Genomic DNA, 19,861 nt, shown 5'->3' on the forward strand with positions numbered 1-19,861 from the left:
CAGTTGACATTTACCGGATAGCGCAGGATACTTAACGTATAAATAAAATAGGTTTAATTAAGAGAAATCAGGAGGAGCTTGAGGATGATTCTTGAAAACGGATTAGAAAAGTGTAGCTGCAAAAAGAAATCATGTGTACGTCACGGCAAATGTGCTGAGTGCTTAAAATACCATAATGAAAGCTCAAAATACCTTCCTTACTGCAAGCGTGGAAAAAAGAAAACAGAAAAACCCACACCAGGTGGGTCTTAGCAAGTTTTCTATATAATCAGGATTTGCGTATGAACTCTGTTCTGCATTTTGGACAGGTTATCTGAATTTTGCCTTTACCTTTGGGAACACGTACCTCTTGCTTGCATTGGGGACATTTGTAATACCTGTGGGTTTTAGAATCGCTTAAACGGTTTTTTCTTTTGAAAAACCAGCCAGCAACGGGATTCCAGAACTTTAAGAACTTATTGTTTTCTGCTCTTCTGCGGTAAATATTTTTAGAAAACATTCTGTAAAGACATAGAACCAACGGAATATAAGACAGATAACCAAGCCAGTTAACCGGTACAAACATACCTATTAATGAAATAAGCAGCGATAAAAAAAGAAGTCCTGCGGACAAATGATCAGGCCCGTACCTTCCAATCATAAATTTTCTGAACCAATTCATATAACTTCCTCCGTAATTTGTGGGTTACATATATTTTAGTAGTGCCGGGCAGGTTTTGCAATATTTATCTTAAAAGGTGGGTAATTATTAACTTGAAGGTACTGTGTGAATATGTTAAAATATTATCAAAGTATCTGAACTCGAAGTTATAATACTAAGAGCAAAGAGATTTATTTGAAATAATCGTTCTGAATGCACGAGGGTCAGTCCCAAGTGGTAAGGCGGTGCTATAAGGTGGAGTATGAAAAACCCCATGCCTATAAAGCATCCGGGGTTTTATTTTATCTATAAGGGAGGCAGCCAAATGGACACAAGGATTGCTCTGATAGGAATTATTGTTGATGATTTATCATCAGCAGAAAAGATAAACCTGATACTGCATGAATTCGGGAAATATATAGTGGGAAGAATGGGCATTCCATACCGTGAAAAGGGTGTCTCCATTATAAGCGTTGTTGTTGATGCCCCAAACGATGTCATCAGCTCACTTTCAGGGAAATTGGGAATGTTAAGGGGAGTCAATACAAAGACAGTTTACTCAAAAATATAAATCCACTTATAACATCCTCGTAACGTCAGATTTAAAAATCTGTTTTTGTGGAGGAAATAAAAATGTATAACAGCAAATCAAAAAAAGCCGAAGACTTTATTAACGATGAGGAAATTTTAGAAACGTTGGAGTATGCCCGCAGGAACAAGGAGAATATGTCGCTCATAGAAGATATCCTCCAAAAGGCATCTGAGTACAAAGGATTAAGCTACAGGGAAGCAGCAGTATTATTGGAATGTGAGCTGGATGAGGTTAAAGAAAGGGTGTCCAAGCTTGCAGAGCATATTAAAAAGAAATTTTATGGAAACAGGATAGTAATGTTTGCACCTCTCTATCTTTCAAACTACTGTGTAAATGAGTGCAGATATTGCCCCTACCACGGCTCAAACAAGCATATTGCAAGAAAGCAGCTTTCTCAGGAGGACATAGTCAGGGAAGTTATGGCCCTGCAGGATATGGGTCATAAACGACTTGCACTTGAAACAGGGGAAGACCCGGAGAACTGTCCAATAGAATATGTATTGGAAAGTATAAAAACAATTTACGGAATAAAGCACAAGAACGGTGCAATACGCCGTGTAAATGTGAATATTGCCGCTACAACCGTTGAAAATTACAAAAAGCTCAAGGATGCGGGAATAGGAACCTATATATTATTTCAGGAAACTTACCATAAACCCACATACGAGTACCTGCACCCCAAGGGGCCAAAGCACAATTATGCTTATCATACTGAAGCCATGGACAGAGCAATGGAGGGTGGAATTGATGATGTAGGACTTGGTGTTCTTTTTGGCCTGAACCTTTACAAATATGATTTTGTAGGTTTGCTTATGCACGCAAAGCATTTGGAGGATGCAATGGGAGTTGGGCCTCACACAATCAGCGTGCCCCGCATAAGGCCGGCTGATGATGTAGACTTGAAGGAATATTCAAATGCAATACCTGACTCAATATTTGAAAAAATTGTAGCGATACTTCGTATTGCCGTACCGTACACAGGGATAATCATGTCTACAAGAGAATCGGAAAAGACTCGTGGGGAATGTCTCAAATTGGGTGTTTCCCAAATTAGCGGAGGGTCATCAACAAGTGTTGGCGGTTATGTAGAAAAAGAAGTAGAAAATTCTGCACAATTTGAAGTTAACGATACAAGAACAATGGACGAAATAGTTAACTGGCTGCTGACATTGGGGTACATTCCAAGCTTCTGTACAGCATGCTACCGGGAAGGCAGGACTGGAGACCGATTTATGAGACTTGTCAAAAGCGGTGCAATTGCACATGTTTGCCATCCGAATGCAATTATGACACTAAAGGAATATCTGGAAGACTATGCGTCGGAAGATACAAGAGCAAAAGGCGAAAAAATGATAGAAAAAGAAGTAGAGCTGCTGCAAAACGATGATGTCAAAAGAATCGTAAAGGAGCATTTAAGCGATCTCCATGATGGTAAGAGGGATTTCAGGTTCTAGATGAGGAGGAATAAAAATGAGTCTCACAAATACACCGGGTGCAAACAGGCTGCACATTGCGCTGTTCGGCAGAAGAAACAGCGGAAAATCTTCACTAATTAATGCTATAACGGGACAGGATATTGCGCTGGTATCTGAAATTGCCGGAACCACTACCGATCCTGTATACAAGGCTATGGAGCTGCATCCCATAGGCCCTGTTATGTTTATTGATACAGCGGGTTTTGACGATGTGGGTACGCTAGGAGAATTGAGAATAGAAAAGACCCGCAAGGCAATTGAAAAAACAGATGTAGCCATTGTATTTTTCTCGGGGACAGAGCTTTCATTGGAAAAGGAATGGACTGATGAACTTAAAAAGCGTAAAATACCCGTTATTCCTGTTATCAATAAAGCAGATATACTTGAAAATACGGATGACATAAAAAAACAGGTAGAGGACACTCTTGGGCTGATGCCAATCATTATCAGTGCAAAGGAAAAAACCGGGCTTGATAAAGTCAGAGAGGAACTCGTAAGAGCCGTGCCGGAGGATTTTGAGGTAAGCAGCATAACAGCCCATCTTGTCCATGAAGGAGACCTTGTATTGCTGGTTATGCCTCAGGACATTCAGGCTCCAAAGGGGCGCCTGATTCTGCCACAGGTACAGGTAATCAGAGATTTACTGGATTTAAAATGCATGGTTATGAGTGTTACTACCGACAAGCTTGACAATGCACTAAAGGCAATGGCAAAACCTCCAAAATTAATAATTACCGATTCTCAGGTATTCGACAAGGTATATGCAAAAAAGCCTGATGAAAGCCTATTGACATCATTTTCCGTGCTGTTTGCAGAATATAAAGGTGATATTTCTGCATACATTAAAGGTGCAGAAGCAATAGATGCACTAACTGAGGAATCCGCTGTTTTGATTGCAGAGGCATGTACACACGCACCCCTCAGTGAGGATATCGGACGTGTACAGCTTCCGAGGCTTCTCAGACAAAAAGTGGGTGAAGGCCTGACTGTTGACATTGTCAGCGGGGCAGACTTTCCAAAGGATTTGTCAAAATACTCGCTGGTTATTCAGTGCGGCTGCTGTATGTTTAACAGAAAATATGTACTTTCTCGTATAGAGTCAGCTGGGGCCCAGAATGTAAGTGTCTGCAATTACGGAATTGCAATTGCAAAGCTCAGGGGTATATTGGAAAAAGTGGCTTTATAAGTAAAGAAATATTTACCATTTTGTAACTTTTAAAAAGTACAAAAATATTGCATAATTATATTAATATGATAATATAAATAATAGATAATTTTGACTTAATATGTACAAATATAAATCGTACTTTATAAATGGTTATAATTTCTGTTAAATTATCAAATTAAGGGAATCAAGGAGTTGTTTCGTTTGGGATTTGGACAGGACATCGGTATTGATTTGGGTACTGCCACAGTACTTGTATACATTAAAGGTAAGGGAATAGTATTAAGGGAGCCATCCGTTGTAGCTATAGATAAGAACACAAATAAATTACTTGCGGTAGGCGAAGAGGCAAGAAGAATGCTGGGAAGGACACCCGGAAACATAGTAGCTATCAGGCCTCTGCGCGAAGGTGTAATTTCTGATTATGACATAACAGAGAGAATGCTTAAATATTTCATAAATAAAGTTACCGGGAACAGAAAGTTTTTCAAACCAAGAATAATGGTCTGCGTTCCCAGCGGTGTTACAGAAGTTGAAAAGCGTGCTGTAATAGATGCATCCATGCAAGCCGGAGCAAGAAAGACATATTTGATAGAAGAGCCTATTGCAGCTGCTATTGGGGCAGGCATTGATATTGCAAAGGCGTGCGGTAGCATGGTTGTTGACATGGGCGGGGGTACTACGGATATTGCGGTAATATCATTGGGCGGTACTGTAGTAAGTACTTCTATAAAGATAGCAGGAGACAAGTTTGACGAAGCTATTGTTCGTTATATGCGTAAAAAACACAACATTATGATAGGTGAAAGAACCGCCGAAGAATTGAAAATCAACATAGGTACGGTTTATCCGCGAGTTCAGGAGGTTACAATGGACATCAGGGGAAGGAACCTGATTTCAGGACTTCCAAAGACAATTACCATATCCTCAACTGAGATGATGGAAGCGTTGGAAGAGCCTATATCAAGTGTTGTTGAAGCCGTACATTCAGTTCTGGAACGTACACCACCTGAGCTTGCAGCTGACATCAGCGACAGGGGTATAGTTATGACAGGCGGTGGAAGTCTTATTTACGGTCTGGATAAACTGCTTCAGGAGAAAACAGGTATAAATGTAATAATTGCAGATGATTCTATCTCTTGTGTAGCCCTTGGTACAGGTAAGGCGCTGGACAACATAGAAGCCATTGAAGCTAGTGCGCTTACAGAAAAAAGGACAAATTATAAAAGATAAGAAAAGAGTAATCGAGGGGTAAAACATTTACCCCTCTTTTTGATATTCAGGATATATTAGTATAGAAAAAATCTAAAGTAAATAATTATAGTTGCCGATATATAGAGTAATGAATTTACATAAGGAGATATCCTATGATTAGAGGTTTATATACTTCTGCGTGGAGTATGCTGGCAAATCAAAAGAAACTGGACGTTATCACAAATAATATGGCAAACGTCAATACTTCGGCATACAAAAAAGATACAGTAGTTTACCAGAGTTTCCCTGAAATTTTAACAAGGAGAATCAACGACACACAGAGTCCGACAAATCCTTCAGCCGTTGTTGGTACAATGGAGCTCAGCAGTGATGTCGGGGAAGTATATACATATTACACACAGGGTCAGATGGTGCAGACCGGAGACAGATACGACCTTGCAATTAAAGATGATAATAGGGGCGAGGCAGCAAGCCCTGCGTTTTTCACTGTAGGAGTTATAAATTCGCAGGATAACACAATGCAGGAGTTCTATACAAAAAACGGCTCATTTTGTCTGGATGCCAACAATCAGCTGGTAACTGGGGATGGATATGCCGTTTTAGGCAAAAAAGGGCCTATAACCCTTAAACAGGGGGATTTTACAGTTGACAGCAAAGGAAACATCATGCAGAACGGAGCTGTTGTTGACACTCTTCGTATAGCCCAGTTTGCAGATTCAACTCAATTAAGAAAATTCGGAAATAATCTGGTTCAGAATAACGGAGGAGAGATAGCTGATTTTACAGGAACAGTTATTCAGGGTTATGATGAGCAGTCAAATGTTAATGTTATAGATGAAATGGTTGATATGATAACGGTTATGAGAGCTTATGAGGCAAATCAGAAAGTGCTGCAGGCTCAGGACGGAACGTTGGAAAAAGCAGTTAATGAGGTAGGTTTGGTTAGATAATAGATTCCGATAAACATATATTTTAAATTTATTTGGAGGTTTAAAGGCTATGATGAGAGCATTATATACAGCCGGCTCAGGAATGAAGGCTCAACAGTTCAATGTAGATGTTATTTCAAATAATCTTGCAAATGTTAATACCACCGGATATAAAAAGGAAAGAGCAGAATTTAAGGATCTCCTGTACCAAACAATGGACAGGGCATATGTTCTGAATGATGCCGGAAAGCCTGTAAATCTTCAGGTAGGGCATGGAACGGTAGTAAGCTCTACAGTGAGAAATTTTGAAAATGGTACCCCTGAGCAGACAAGTTCCAATCTTGATTTTGCTATAGATGGTGAAGGCTTCTTCACTATAATGGGGCCACAAGGTAATGTTCAATATACAAGAGATGGTTCATTTAAGCTGAGTATTACAGAGGACGGTATGAAGAAACTTACTACATCCGATGGATACGCTGTTCTTGACAATTCGGGAGAGGAGATATTATTCGACCCTGAAGTGAATATATCTGAACTTTCAGTATCTCCACGTGGAGAGATGAGCTATAAAGATGCAGAAGGCGTTAGCGTTCCTATGGATCAGACTATAGGAATGGTAATTTTCCCTAATAAGTATGCATTAGAAGCAGTAGGAAACAACCTTTACTCAAGAAATTCAGCAACCGGAGAACCTGTACAGGTTAGTGAAGATGAAAATGCTAAGAGCATTATGAAACAGGGTTTTCTTGAATCCTCCAATGTTCAGGTTGTTGACGAAATGGTAAAGCTTATAGTTGCACAGAGAGCATATGAAGTCAGCTCAAAGGCAATACAGTCATCTGACGATATGCTTCAGATAGCAAATAATTTGAGAAGATAGAAAACAGGTGAATTATAATGGATGTAGGAAGCGTTAATTCAAAAAATACATTTGATACCGCCAGAAGCACCAGTTCAAAAATTTCTGAGGACAGTTTTGAAAAACGACTCAGAGAGGCTGCTACTAAAGGTGATGACAGCGAATTGAAAGAAGTGTGCCATGAGTTTGAAAGCTTGTTTATAAGCATGCTTTATAAACAGATGAAGTCTACGGTGCCAAAGTCGGATTATCTGGAGAGCGACACAGCGTCTGACATATACAATTCAATGCTTGATGATCAGCTTTGTGAGGTTGCATCTGAAAGAGGTATTGGTTTAGGTGATATGATGTATAAGCAGTTGTCTAAAAAGTATAAACAGGAAGACTCTGCCTCAGTTACCGGAGGAGTATTTGATGAAAAAAAATAATCAGAAACTGATTATAAATATTGGTTTGATTTTAGTATTGTCCTTCATGTTAATTTATGCAGGACAATTTTTATTTTCCCCGAATAATAGCACTCCGGGGAAGGCTGATAACACCTTGAATACACCGGGTACGTCGTCAAATTCAGTACAGCCTTTACCTGTTCAATATAAGCATATAACAGAGACCATAAACGGGTACAAACAGGAAATTTATATTTTGGAGTTTGATCCGAGAGATGAGAGAGTTGAATTTAAGCCTGCATTGTCATTTGATAATATTTTCGGCTTTGAAAAATTATCTGATATATGTAAAAGGAATGGGGCTTATGCAGCCGTTAATGGAGGATTTTTCTATCAATTCGGTGATCCCACAGGCATGGTTGCAATAGATGGGCAGATGCTGACTGCTTCAACGGGACTAAGCCCTATATTCATTGTTGATAAAAAGGGTGCCAGATTCGAAACCTTTTATTCCAATATTTACATGGAACATAATCGCAATAAAATCAACATAAATGATATGAACAGGATGGGTAAAAATAACGACATCGTTTTATATAATGATAAATTCGGAAGTACGAACAGAGCTGAAGTAAACAATACATCAATAATAGTTGATAATAATATAATAACGGCGGTAGTAGAAGATAAAAAAGAAGTTAACATAAAAAAAGGCCTGTACGTTATAAGTTTTTATGGCGACAAATCATCATTACCTGAAAAACTGGGTTTAAAAGCAGGCGATAAAGTCAATATTAGGATGGAGCCGTATTTGGGATACGGTTACCAAGCATATGAATGCGGAAGTATGCTTGTCAAAGACGGAAAATCAGTAGTTCCGGAACGTGACAAATGGGCGGGAACTCTGGGCAACCGAGACCCTAGAACCGTTATCGGAATTAAGACAGACGGCAAAATATTAATGCTGGTTTCAGATGGACGTCAGCCTGGATACAGTGAAGGAATGACGGGTAAAGAAATGGGTGAATACCTGGTCAGAATTGGAGTAAAGGATGCGGCAATGCTGGACGGAGGAGCCTCTTCACAGATGATAATAAACGGCAGCCTCCGGAACAGGCCATCCTATGAAGGTATTGAGAGACCGGTAGCAGGGTGTTTTATAGTAAAGATTAAATAAGCATTTTGGGTGTTAAATTTTTATATGCTAAAAGGATTTTTGAATTATATAGTCGAATATATTACCTAGTCATAATTATTGTATTAAAAAGTTAATTGGAGGTTATATGCTTACAAATAAAGAAGTCAGGGAATTATTACCCCACAGATATCCATTTCTACTGGTTGATAAGGTTATAGAACTTGAACCGGGAAAAAAAGTAGTTGCCATAAAGAATGTTTCCATTAACGAGCCGTTTTTTCAAGGACATTTTCCGGAATACCCAATAATGCCGGGAGTGTTGATAGTAGAGGCTTTAGCACAGGCTGCGGGGATAGCGGTTGCCGTCTTGGAAGAGAACAAGGGTAAATTAGGTGTATTTGCCGGCATTGAAGCTATGAAGTTTAAAAATCAGGTAATGCCAGGGGATGTTCTCACCCTCGAAGCCGAGATTATAATGAGTAAGCTTGGAGTTACCAAGGCAAAGGTTAAAGCAAGCGTAGACGGAAAAGTTGCCGCTGAAGGTGAAATCAAGTTTGCAATGACTAAGGCATAAAATTTAAAATAAAAAACAACCTCTTGGGCTAATCTCAAGAGGCTGTTTTGCTTTATTACTTATTTGCTCTTAAATTTAAGAACATATCGCCGCATCTTACTATATCCCCTGCTCCCATTGTGAGAATCAGATCTCCCGGTTGTGCATTTTTATCAAGATACTCGGCTATGTCCTGAAAATCACTTATATAAACCGCATTGCCGCCCTTCTCGCGAATCCTGTCCGCAAGCATTCTTGAATGGATATCTCCGGGGTCTTTTTCCCGGGCAGCGTAAATATCGGTTATTATTATGTTGTCGGCCTCAACAAAGGATTCTGAAAATTTATCCAAAAAAGCTCTTGTTCTTGTGTAGGTGTGAGGCTGAAAGATACACCATATTTTATTATGCTCGCTGCTTTTTGCTGCATTTAGTGTAGCCTGAACTTCTGAAGGATGATGAGCATAATCATCAATAACCTTAATGTTGTCAACCAAGCCTTTCAATTCAAATCGCTTATGACTTCCGCCAAATCTCGAAAGACCGTAGGCAATGTTTTCCATGCTGCAACCACAAGTGTGTGCTGCGGCAATAGCAGCAAGAGAATTGCTTACGTTGTGAGGGCCCGGAACAGATAAAGAGAAATCTCCCATTTTTATACCCTCTTTATATACTTCAAAGGAAGCACAGCCCATACTGTTGTAAGTAATATCTTTTGCAGTCCACATTGCATCCTTGTTTTTTAATCCGTAAGTTATAATATTACAGTCTCTCTTACTGACAACAGAAAGAGTATTTTCATCATCAGCACAGGCTACAATATATCCGTTTGGGGGAATAAGAGCAACAAATTCTCCAAAGGTTGACTTAATATGCTCCAAGTCACGGAAGTAATCCACATGATCTACTTCGATGTTTAAAACTACTGCCATAAAAGGATGAAATTTCAGGAAGCTTCCATAATATTCACATGCCTCGGTTATAAAATATTCAGAACCTCCGATCCGGGTATTACCGCCTATGCAATCCAGCTCGCCTCCGATATGTGCCGTGGGGTCTGTATTTGCCTCCAGCATTATTGTTGTTATCATTGAGGTTGTGGTAGTTTTGCCGTGAGTACCTGCAACGGCTATTCCAAAGGAATGCTTTTCCATAAGGAGCCCTAACAGCTCGGCACGGTCTATTACCGGAATACCAAGTTCCTTTGAACGGATCATTTCAGGATTATCTTCCTTAACGGCAACCGTATATACAGTTAAATCAGGGTCTGAAATATTTTCAGCACTGTGACCGATAAATATTTGGGCGCCTTTACTTTCCAATTTCTGGGTAGCACTGGAAGACTTGATATCCGAGCCTGATACTTGGTAGCCTTTTGCCAAAAGAATTTCAGCAAGACCGCTCATACTGGATCCGCCAATTCCTATAAAATGGACTCGCCTGATTTTTTCAGAATCTAAAATGTTAGAATTATTATTCAAAAGAAAACACTCCCTTGTTGTATTGCTAATAAAATTAGTTGAAGAATTCTATATAGAGTAAGTTCTACTCAAAAAGATAATACAATATTTTCATATAAATGTAAAAGGAATATATATATTTAATCAATTTTGCAGCGATAATATCCTATACATATTGTATGATGCATATGGGATAAATATTAGATAAATTGATTTAATCCGAATTATGATTGTAATTTAAGTTTTATTATTCATTATATTATTGTATAATAGCTATGATGTAAACTAAAGATGTGGGGAGATTTTATGGATAAAATCCAAAGAAATGAAAGGATTTCTGTTATAATCAAAACGTTGTGCGACAATCCGAACAAGATATTTACACTTGGATATTTTTCGGAAATGTTCGGTTCTGCAAAATCTACAATAAGCGAGGACCTGGAATTACTGCAAAAAACCTTTAATAAGAACTCAATGGGAAATATTTGTACTATATCAGGAGCTTCAGGCGGAGTTAAATATGTTCCATTTATGAGTGAAAAGGCTATACATAAAACTTTGGAAGAACTTGCAAAGGAATTATCTCACCCGGATAGAATACTCTCGGGCGGGTTTTTATATATGCTGGATATAATCTATAACCCTGAATGGGTTAACAAAATGGCAATGATGTTTGCTACCAGATTTTCAGGTTTGGATCTGGATTGTGTAATTACGGTGGAAACAAAGGGTATACCTATTGCTTTTGCAACTGCACAATACCTTAATGTTCCCCTGGTAATAGTAAGACACTATAACGAAGCCACTGACGGAGCATCTGTAAACATTAACTATGCATCCGGCTCGGCAAAGAAAATACAGACAATGGTACTTCCGATGAAATCATTAAAAAGAAATTCGAAGATACTGTTTATAGATGACTTTATGAAAGCCGGAGGGACTTCTAAAGGTATTATAGAATTGGCAAACCAGTTTGATAGTGAGGTAGTTGGAATTGGAGTTATGATAGAAACAAGCGTGCCGGATAAAAAACTTGTAGAAAATTACTATTCTTTGATGAAACTTAATACATCTGAGATGCAGGAGAACAATTCTATCGACATTAAACCTAATATTTAGTCGGTAAATAATAGGCAATGTAAAATAAACCAAAAATATGTAAAAATAATGTACAAAAAGAAGGATTTTTAGCATTTATGGCGAATATTGTATCTAAAACATAATACTTCTTGGAGGGTTCGCCAATATGGAAATCACGGATATCAGAATCAGAAAAATCGAAACTGAAGGAAAAATGAAAGCAGTAGTTTCTGTAACATTCAACAATGAGTTTGTTGTACACGACATCAAAGTAATCGAAAGTCAGAGCGGCCTGTTTATTGCAATGCCCAGTAGGAAAACACCAGACGGTGAATTCAGAGATATCGCACATCCGATAAATGCTGAGGCGAGAGAAAAACTTCAAACTGCTATTCTTGAAAGCTATAAGAACTCATAAAAAGCATTGATTCCAAGAATAAAAAAGATACTTTAATCGGGTATCTTTTTTTTAATGCTATTCTAAATCTAGATGATTCCAAGGGTGGAATATAATGTAAACAAATTCTAGCTAAATTTTAGTTATATTAACGGGTTGAAATTATCTGATAAAAATGAGAGAATATATCCTGTAAAATACAGTGGGGGCTTAATAATGAATAAAATTGTAGGATTAGTCATTACAGACAGTAATAGCAGCACGTTTAAATCCAAAAAGCCTGTAGAAAGCCATAGCATACTTGGTCAAAGTGTACTGCAGTGGTCCGGGTCTGCTTTAGCCGAAATTACAGGTGAAGCTCAATCAATACAGTGTGATGATATTGGTAGGGCCAAGGATTTAATCGGCAATTCGGAGAATTTTATAATCAACTGGGGAGACCAGCCGCTGATACTGGCCGATACTTTCAGGCATTTACTGGAAAAACATTCATCAGAGGGGAACGACACGACAGCTATTATTTCCTGTAATGGGAAAGCTTCGGTCTATGTGTTTAAAAGCAAGAACTTTCTAGACCGGTTAAATGAATTAGGTATTCAATCATTATCAAAGTTTAACATTGCCCAGATTTTCCAATCCATTCAAAATAAAAACAAGATATCTTCGGAAGATAAAACCCAATTTATTGTAGTAGATGACAGGGTAGCTCTTTCAATTGCTATGGGGGAAGTTAAATCCGCTATATTGAAAAAGGTTATGTTGTCGGGTGCTACGGTAATGGATCCTTCATCTACTTTTATAGATGCAGGTGCGGTTATCGGAGAGGATACTGTAATTATGCCCAATACCATAATAGAGGGAAATACGGTTGTCGGTGAGGGTTCTATAATTGGCCCTAACTCAAGGATTGTCAACTGTCGGATTGGAAATAATGTTGAAGTAGCAAATTCAGTCGCATATGACAGCTCCGTCGGAGATGATACCCATGTGGGACCGTTTGCATATCTGAGACCGGGAAGTAATGTGGGTAAGAACGTTAAAATCGGAGATTTTGTTGAAATTAAAAAATCAGTCATCGGAGACAGAACTAAAATCTCACATCTGACATATGTAGGTGATGCCGAGGTAGGTTCAAATGTTAATATAGGTTGCGGCGTCGTTTTTGTAAATTATGACGGAAAGAACAAAAACAAGACAATTGTTGGAGATAATTCGTTTATAGGATGTAATGTAAATCTCGTATCGCCTGTTGTTGTAAAAAATGATGCGTATATTGCCGCAGGTTCCACCATAACGGAGGAAGTACCTGAAAATTCTTTGGCAATAGCACGTCAAAGGCAGACGATAAAGCAGGATTGGGTTACAAAGAAGGATTTAAAGCGAAAATAAACACACAATAATATAAATGTAATAAAAAGGAGAATTGAAATGAATCTGCACGGAAAGGATATTAAAATATTTACAGGTAATTCCAATAAGCCATTAGCCGATGAAATAGCTCAAAAAATTGGAATACCCGTAGGTATTGCGAATGTTGGAAGGTTTAGTGACGGAGAAACAGCTGTTAATATCGGTGAAGTAGTAAGAGGTTCAGATGTGTTTATCATTCAATCCACTTGTCAGCCCATAAATGATAATCTTATGGAGCTTTTGGTTATGATTGATGCGGTTAAAAGAGCTTCAGCAGGCAGAATTACAGCAGTTATTCCGTACTTTGGGTACGCCAGACAGGATAGAAAGGCAAGGGCAAGAGATCCTATTTCCGCCAAACTTGTTGCAAATCTTTTAACAATAGCCGGAGCAGACAGAATACTTACTATGGATTTGCACGCTCCACAGATACAGGGATTTTTTGATATACCTGTGGATCATCTTTTGGGTCTTCCTATTATTGCTGAATATTTCAAGGAAAAGTTTGACAGTATGGAGGATGTTGTAGTTGTTTCTCCTGACGTAGGCAGTGTTACTAGGTCCAGAAAAGTTGCTGAAAGACTGGACTGTCCGCTGGCTATAATCGATAAGCGACGTCCTAAGGCAAATGTTTCAGAAGTAATGAATATAATAGGTGACATAAGAAATAAAAAAGTAATCCTTGTTGATGATATGATTGATACAGGGGGGACTATTGTCAACGGTGCTAATGCTCTGATAGAGGCTGGTGCAAAGGAAGTATACGCAAGCTGCACACATGGTGTACTTTCAGGTCCTGCGATTCAGAGGATTAGTGAATCAGCAATAAAAGAGTTGGTTACATTAAATACTATAACACTAAGCGAAGAAAAGAAAATTGACAAGATTAAGTCCTTGTCTGTAGCAGGAGTATTTGCTGAAGCTATAGAAAGAATATATGGAGATATATCAATCAGTACATTGTTTACTCAGATATAACCTATATATTTAGAATTTGATTTTCCGGGGCGGTTCTTTTTAGGAACCGCCCTTTTAGGCATGAATATATTATATGCAAATGACAGGAGGCGGCACAGATGGGAGATGTATATCTTCTTGTGGGGCTTGGCAACCCCGGCACAAAATTCGAAAATACAAGGCATAACGTTGGCTTTGATACTATAGATTATATTTCAACCAAGTACAATATAAAACTCTCCAAAATCGGTTTTAAGGCGGTATATGGAGAAGGTGAGATAGAGGGAGTCAGGACCATTCTTGTAAAGCCTCAGACTTTTATGAACCTTAGCGGGGAAAGTGTCAGGGAAATAGTTGACTGGTACAAGCTGCCTATAGAAAGATTAATAGTAATATATGATGATATTGATCTTGAACCGGGCAAAATAAGAGTAAGACCCAAGGGCAGTTCCGGCACCCACAACGGCATGAAATCCATAATATACCAATTGCAGGATGACAGATTTCCCAGAGTGAGAATCGGTATCGGCAGAGCACCGGAAAAATGGGATTTGGCTGATTATGTCCTTAGTAAATTCTCGAAAGAGGATAGGCAGGTAATTGACCAAAGTGTTGAAAACGCTGCACAGGCGGCAATAATGATAGCACAGAACGGGCCGGAAAAGGCAATGAACAACTTTAATAAATAATTACAGCCGGAGGTTGCAGAAATGAACTTTTTTACAGATCCTCTCTTGAAATTAGACGAATATAATACCCTTTTAACGAATGTGCGTGAGGGGAAAGGGCCTGTATCGGTCATCGGTCCGTCAGATTCACAAAAAGTGCATCTGATATATTCCCTATGTACTCATTTACAGAGAAGAGGACTGTACGTAACATACAATGAAATGCAGGCCAGAAGGGCTTATGAAGATTTTGCCTTTTTCCTGGGGGATGATGTTCTGTATTACCCCCCAAAAGAGACTATGCTATATAATATAGAAGCCAGAAGCAATGATATTATATATCAGAGGACAAAAACCCTGCTAAGGTGCTTGGAGGGAAACTACAAGTTGATTGTAATGTCCGCCGAAGCACTTATACAGATGATTTCACCTGTTGAACTCTTTAGAGGAGGAGTTATTGATTTTTCAGTAGGTTTACAAATAGACCTCGATGAACTAATCTCAAAGCTTGTTTTGTATGGTTATGAAAGAGTTGATACTGTCGAGGGCAAAGCCCAGTTTGCTGTCCGTGGAGGAATTATAGATATTTTTGCGGTAAACAGCGAACACCCGGTGCGTATTGAACTATTTGATACAGATGTTGATTCTATCAGGTACTTTGACGAAACAACACAGCGGTCTACAAACTCAATTGACGAGTGTAGAATTGCCCCTGCAAGAGATGTAGTTTACAAGGAAATTTCAAAGGAATCAATAATTTCAAAGATAAAAAGAGATCTGACAGACTATGTTAAAAAGCTGAAGCAGAAGGAAAACACTGAAGGTATTAAAAATATATCAAAGCGTGTTGAAGAAGATATTGATAACCTGAATGAACACCACTATTTTCCAGGCATTGACAGATACCTTACGTATATTCTGGAAACTCCTGCTTCCGTAATAGACTACATCGAGAGTGAATCGATAATTATACTGGATGAAACCTTGAGAATAACTCAGAGAATTGAAAATGTTCAGCTTGAACATGAAGAGCTTGCAAAAAGTCTTCTTGAGAAAGGCGGTATTTTGCCTAAAGGGGCGGAATGGGCTTTTTCCACAGACTCCATCGTAGACCGTATATTGAATTTGAGGACGGTAACATTGTCCGCCATTTCATCCAACAACTCCCTTATCAGGCCATATAATCAGATATCAATACCCTGTAAATCAGGGAACTCTTATCAAAACCATATAGATTTACTTGTTGACGACATAGGACAGCTCAGGAAAAAAGAATATAAAATTATAGTTCTTTCAGGCCCCAGCAGCAGAGGACACAGATTGGTTGAAACCCTTGCGACAAATGAAATTTCGTCCAGTTACAAAGATAATCCTGAGTATAGAATACAGAACGGAGAGGTTGTTGTAACTCACGGCAGCTTGCAGAAAGGCTTTGAGTACCCTACAGCCGCCTTTGTTGTAATAAGTGATATTGAGGTATTTGGACAGGATAAACGAATAAAAAAGGCAAAGGCAAAGAGGGTCGGCAATAAAATAAAGGCATTTTCTGACCTCAACGTTGGTGACTTTGTTGTACATCAGGCTCACGGTATAGGCCAGTATATCGGTATTGAAAAGCTCAGCGTAGGTGAAGTTAAAAGAGATTATCTTAAAATCCGGTATCAGGAAGGAGACTTCCTTTATATTCCCACTAACCAGCTGGATTTGCTCCAAAAATACATTGGATCAGAAGGCAAGACACCCAGGGTCAATAAGCTTGGAGGAACTGAGTGGGCCAAAACAAAAAGCCGTGTAAAGGAATCTTTGCAGCAGCTTGCAGCGGAACTGATAAAGCTTTATGCCCAAAGACAGTCCGCAAAAGGTCATGCTTTTTGTGAGGATACTGTCTGGCAAAGGCAATTTGAAGAGTTATTCCCGTATCAGGAAACTGACGACCAGCTTAAGTGTATTGATGAAATAAAAAAGGATATGGAGTCCGAAAGACTTATGGACAGACTCCTCTGCGGAGATGTAGGATACGGCAAAACGGAAGTGGCAATAAGGGCCGTATTCAAGTCGGTTATGGATGGAAAGCAGGTAGCATACCTTGCTCCAACCACTATTCTGGCCCAGCAGCTGTACGAAAACTTTAAGAAGAGAATGAGCGACTTCCCGGTAACCGTCGATGTCATGAGCAGATTCAGGACTCCCACAGAACAGAAGAAAATCGTAAAATCTGTTAAGGCGGGAAATACAGATATACTAATTGGCACTCACAGGCTTCTGCAAAAGGATATTGAATTTAAGGATCTTGGTCTTCTGGTAGTTGATGAGGAGCAGCGCTTTGGAGTAACCCACAAAGAAAAGCTTAAAACACTAAAACCGAATGTTGACGTATTAACATTGACAGCTACGCCAATTCCGAGAACACTTCACATGTCGTTGGTCGGGATAAGAGATATCAGTGTTCTGGAGGATCCGCCGGAAGAAAGATACCCGGTTCAGACCTATGTTATGGAATACAATATGGAACTTATCCGTGATGGCATAATCCGTGAAATGGCAAGAAACGGTCAGGTTTTCTATATGTACAACCGGGTAAGGGGTATTGACTTAAAAGCACAGGAAATCAGGACAATGATTCCAGAAGCCAGAGTTGCGGTTGCCCACGGGCAAATGAATGAAAAAGAACTTGAAGATGTAATGTACGGTTTTATAAACGGGGAATATGACGTGCTTGTATGTACTACTATTATAGAGTCGGGGCTTGATATGCCAAATGTTAATACTATTATTGTAGAAGATGCCGACAGAATGGGCTTGTCCCAGCTTTATCAGATAAGAGGAAGGGTTGGGAGATCCAACAGGCTTGCATACGCCTATATCACATATAAAAAGGACAAGGTTCTGTCAGAGGTAGCGGAAAAAAGACTTCAGGCTATAAAAGAATTTACCGAATTCGGTTCAGGCTTCAGAATAGCCATGCGGGATCTTGAAATAAGAGGAGCGGGAAACTTACTTGGGCCGGAACAACATGGCCACCTGGAAACAGTTGGTTACGAAATGTACTGCAAGCTGCTGGATGAAGCGGTTCAGGAGTTGAGTGGCAAGGAAGTGCGCACTACGGACGAGGAAATGGCAGTTGACTTGAATGTTAATGCATACATTGATGATGAATATATAAGTTCAGAAGAGCAAAAAATTGATATGTATAAGAAAATTGCCGCAATACAGAATGAAAATGATGTAATTGATTTACGAGATGAGTTAATAGACAGGTACGGAGACATACCGGAAGAAGTTGAAAATCTAATGGACATTGCGTATATCAAGGCTCTTGCTGTGGAGTGCGGCTTTACTGGTATTTCACAGAAGGAGGATATAATATTGTTTGCACTGCGTAAATCCGCCTCAACAGTGTCGCAATATCTGGGAGTGCTTATGGATAAGTACCCTAGAAGGATTATGCTTAATGCCAGCAGCAACCCTTATTTGTCATTTAAATTAATAAATTCATCCAGCAGAGAAAATTTGGCAAATATTAAGATTTTGTTACAATACATTATTAAATTGCAGTCTAATGTATAATTGAATATAATTATAATCGAAAGTAATTTGTAAAATTCAGGTTACAAATTAGGTTTTGAATAAAAAAATGGGGAGAGATTACCTTTGGAAAACGAAAACGCTAAAGTGAAAAAGACATCAAAAGGGCTAATTATAGGAATTATTGCGGCTATACTGGTAGTTGCAGTAATAGCTGTAGTCGTTATTTTTAGTATGTCTTCAGGAGATGTTGGAAAAGTAGGAGATTTAAGTATTACAAAACAGGAATATCTGGTGTTGTCAAAGTTCAATATGAATTCATTCCTTCAGAATGCTCAAAGTCAGGATTCTACAAAGTTTGACTGGAACCAGAAATACCAGGGAAGTACAGCAAAAGAACAGATCAAGAAAGCTACACTCGATAGTATCCAGGAAATCAAAATTCAGCTAATCAAGGCAAAAGAAGCAGGCATTAAGCTTGAAAAAGCAGACTTGGATAATATTGAATCAGCTATCGATCAAAGAATTCAAAATGCAGGCGGAAGCAGAGCAGAAGCCGAAAAACAGTTAAAAAATGATTATGGTGTATCTCTGGCTGACTACAAAGAAGTTTATAAAGAACTTGTTTTATCACAGAAATACATTGAAAGTGAAAAAAATAAAGTTAAAATAACAGACGATGAAATTAAGAAGCAATATGATGAGCATAAAGCTGATTACGATAAAGTAACTGTTACACGCATACTTGTTGCTACACAGGATTTACAAACAGGTGCAGCTTTCACTGAGGGTAAGAAGAAGGAAGCAAAGGAAAAGGCAGACAACCTTCTGAAGCAAATACAGGAAGGTGCTGACATGCAGGCACTTGCCGAAAAGAACTCGGACGATAAGGATCAAAACGGAGCTGTAAATAACAAAGGTGTTTATACCTTTGGTAAGGGTGAAATGGTGTCACAGTTCGAAGATTGGGCATATGCAAACCACAAGGCAGGAGATACCGGTGTTGTTGAAACTTCATACGGATATCATGTTATGAGGTTTGAAAAAAGAGAAGAGACAAAGTTTGCTGATGTTAAAGACAAAATAAAGTCAACAATCCTGAATACTAGATTTAACGATGAATTCTTAACAAAGAAATTAGATAGCTGGAAGAAAGAATTCCCGCTTAAAAAAGATGAAGATGCTTTAGCAAAAATTGACAAAACCCTATACAAATAATTATACTAACATAAACTACTTTTTATAAAAAAATATAAGGGACTGAATGCACAACGAATAATTGTTGCATTCAGTCCCTTTTTACAACCCTAAAATATATCTAGAAAATGGTTGGCATCTAATTGTACTACCATTTATGTATAAAAAATCATCAACAAAACAATAATAAGACTAAAATAACCTATTAAG

The 19,861-nt window shown here is 38.7% G+C and carries 19 protein-coding genes; 17 read left to right on the forward strand and 2 right to left on the reverse strand.

What is annotated here, in order from left to right:
• Positions 1–84 precede the first annotated feature (84 nt).
• Positions 85–252 (forward strand): hypothetical protein, encoded by a 168-nt coding sequence (locus tag L323_RS41435; RefSeq protein ID WP_020816389.1) that lies wholly within the window; start codon positions 85–87, stop codon positions 250–252.
• 16 nt (positions 253–268) lie between these two features.
• On the opposite strand, the gene L323_RS35265 is transcribed toward L323_RS41435, so the two are convergent.
• A complete protein-coding gene (locus L323_RS35265; RefSeq protein ID WP_020816390.1) occupies positions 269–661 on the reverse strand; it encodes a hypothetical protein in 393 nt (130 codons plus the stop codon).
• A 304-nt stretch (positions 662–965) separates the two neighbouring features.
• On the opposite strand from L323_RS35265, the gene L323_RS0121000 reads away from it, so the two are divergent.
• The 9 genes from L323_RS0121000 (at position 966) to fabZ (ending at position 8,979) form a co-directional block, all read left to right on the forward strand.
• Positions 966–1,211, forward strand: a complete 246-nt coding sequence (locus tag L323_RS0121000; RefSeq protein ID WP_031342292.1) for a TM1266 family iron-only hydrogenase system putative regulator — start codon at positions 966–968, stop codon at positions 1,209–1,211.
• 62 nt (positions 1,212–1,273) lie between these two features.
• Positions 1,274–2,686 carry a [FeFe] hydrogenase H-cluster radical SAM maturase HydG gene (gene hydG, locus L323_RS35270; RefSeq protein ID WP_020816392.1) on the forward strand — a complete coding sequence of 471 codons (1,413 nt, stop codon included), beginning with the start codon at positions 1,274–1,276 and terminating at the stop codon, positions 2,684–2,686.
• A 16-nt stretch (positions 2,687–2,702) separates the two neighbouring features.
• Entirely contained in the window at positions 2,703–3,893 is a 1,191-nt protein-coding gene (hydF, locus tag L323_RS35275; protein ID WP_020816393.1) for a [FeFe] hydrogenase H-cluster maturation GTPase HydF, read from the forward strand.
• A 183-nt stretch (positions 3,894–4,076) separates the two neighbouring features.
• Positions 4,077–5,105 (forward strand): rod shape-determining protein, encoded by a 1,029-nt coding sequence (locus L323_RS35280; RefSeq protein ID WP_020816394.1) that lies wholly within the window; start codon positions 4,077–4,079, stop codon positions 5,103–5,105.
• A gap of 134 nt (positions 5,106–5,239) precedes the next feature.
• Positions 5,240–6,037: a flagellar hook-basal body protein gene (locus L323_RS35285; RefSeq protein ID WP_020816395.1), complete on the forward strand. Its 798-nt coding sequence runs from the start codon at positions 5,240–5,242 to the stop codon at positions 6,035–6,037.
• Positions 6,038–6,086: 49 nt separating this feature from the next.
• Positions 6,087–6,899 carry a flagellar hook-basal body protein gene (locus tag L323_RS35290; protein WP_020816396.1) on the forward strand — a complete coding sequence of 271 codons (813 nt, stop codon included), beginning with the start codon at positions 6,087–6,089 and terminating at the stop codon, positions 6,897–6,899.
• A gap of 17 nt (positions 6,900–6,916) precedes the next feature.
• Positions 6,917–7,306, forward strand: coding sequence for a rod-binding protein (locus tag L323_RS35295; RefSeq protein WP_020816397.1), 390 nt, complete (start codon positions 6,917–6,919; stop codon positions 7,304–7,306).
• Positions 7,293–8,444: a phosphodiester glycosidase family protein gene (locus L323_RS35300; protein ID WP_020816398.1), complete on the forward strand. Its 1,152-nt coding sequence runs from the start codon at positions 7,293–7,295 to the stop codon at positions 8,442–8,444. The genes L323_RS35295 and L323_RS35300 overlap by 14 nt, the downstream gene beginning before the upstream one ends.
• A 106-nt stretch (positions 8,445–8,550) precedes the next feature.
• Complete coding sequence (fabZ, locus tag L323_RS35305) at positions 8,551–8,979, forward strand: 3-hydroxyacyl-ACP dehydratase FabZ (RefSeq protein ID WP_020816399.1); 429 nt, start codon at positions 8,551–8,553, stop codon at positions 8,977–8,979.
• Positions 8,980–9,034: 55 nt separating this feature from the next.
• Here the strand turns inward: fabZ and murC are convergent, their stop codons facing one another.
• Positions 9,035–10,438, reverse strand: a complete 1,404-nt coding sequence (gene murC, locus L323_RS35310) for a UDP-N-acetylmuramate--L-alanine ligase (protein WP_020816400.1) — start codon at positions 10,436–10,438, stop codon at positions 9,035–9,037.
• A gap of 285 nt (positions 10,439–10,723) precedes the next feature.
• On the opposite strand from murC, the gene purR reads away from it, so the two are divergent.
• From purR to L323_RS35345, 7 genes are all read left to right on the forward strand, one after another.
• A complete protein-coding gene (gene purR, locus L323_RS35315; RefSeq protein WP_020816401.1) occupies positions 10,724–11,536 on the forward strand; it encodes a pur operon repressor in 813 nt (270 codons plus the stop codon).
• A gap of 127 nt (positions 11,537–11,663) precedes the next feature.
• Positions 11,664–11,915 (forward strand): septation regulator SpoVG, encoded by a 252-nt coding sequence (spoVG, locus tag L323_RS35320; protein WP_014315284.1) that lies wholly within the window; start codon positions 11,664–11,666, stop codon positions 11,913–11,915.
• 195 nt (positions 11,916–12,110) lie between these two features.
• Positions 12,111–13,283, forward strand: coding sequence for a UDP-N-acetylglucosamine pyrophosphorylase (locus tag L323_RS35325; RefSeq protein ID WP_020816402.1), 1,173 nt, complete (start codon positions 12,111–12,113; stop codon positions 13,281–13,283).
• 39 nt (positions 13,284–13,322) lie between these two features.
• A complete protein-coding gene (locus L323_RS35330; protein ID WP_020816403.1) occupies positions 13,323–14,282 on the forward strand; it encodes a ribose-phosphate diphosphokinase in 960 nt (319 codons plus the stop codon).
• A 98-nt stretch (positions 14,283–14,380) separates the two neighbouring features.
• Complete coding sequence (gene pth / locus L323_RS35335) at positions 14,381–14,950, forward strand: aminoacyl-tRNA hydrolase (RefSeq protein ID WP_020816404.1); 570 nt, start codon at positions 14,381–14,383, stop codon at positions 14,948–14,950.
• 21 nt (positions 14,951–14,971) lie between these two features.
• Positions 14,972–18,496, forward strand: a complete 3,525-nt coding sequence (mfd, locus tag L323_RS35340; RefSeq protein WP_020816405.1) for a transcription-repair coupling factor — start codon at positions 14,972–14,974, stop codon at positions 18,494–18,496.
• Between the two features lie 84 nt (positions 18,497–18,580).
• Positions 18,581–19,672 carry a peptidylprolyl isomerase gene (locus tag L323_RS35345; protein ID WP_020816406.1) on the forward strand — a complete coding sequence of 364 codons (1,092 nt, stop codon included), beginning with the start codon at positions 18,581–18,583 and terminating at the stop codon, positions 19,670–19,672.
• Positions 19,673–19,861 lie beyond the last annotated feature (189 nt).

It is taken from the genome of Ruminiclostridium papyrosolvens C7 (assembly GCF_000421965.1).
GTDB lineage: Bacteria > Bacillota > Clostridia > Acetivibrionales > DSM-1351 > Ruminiclostridium > Ruminiclostridium papyrosolvens_A.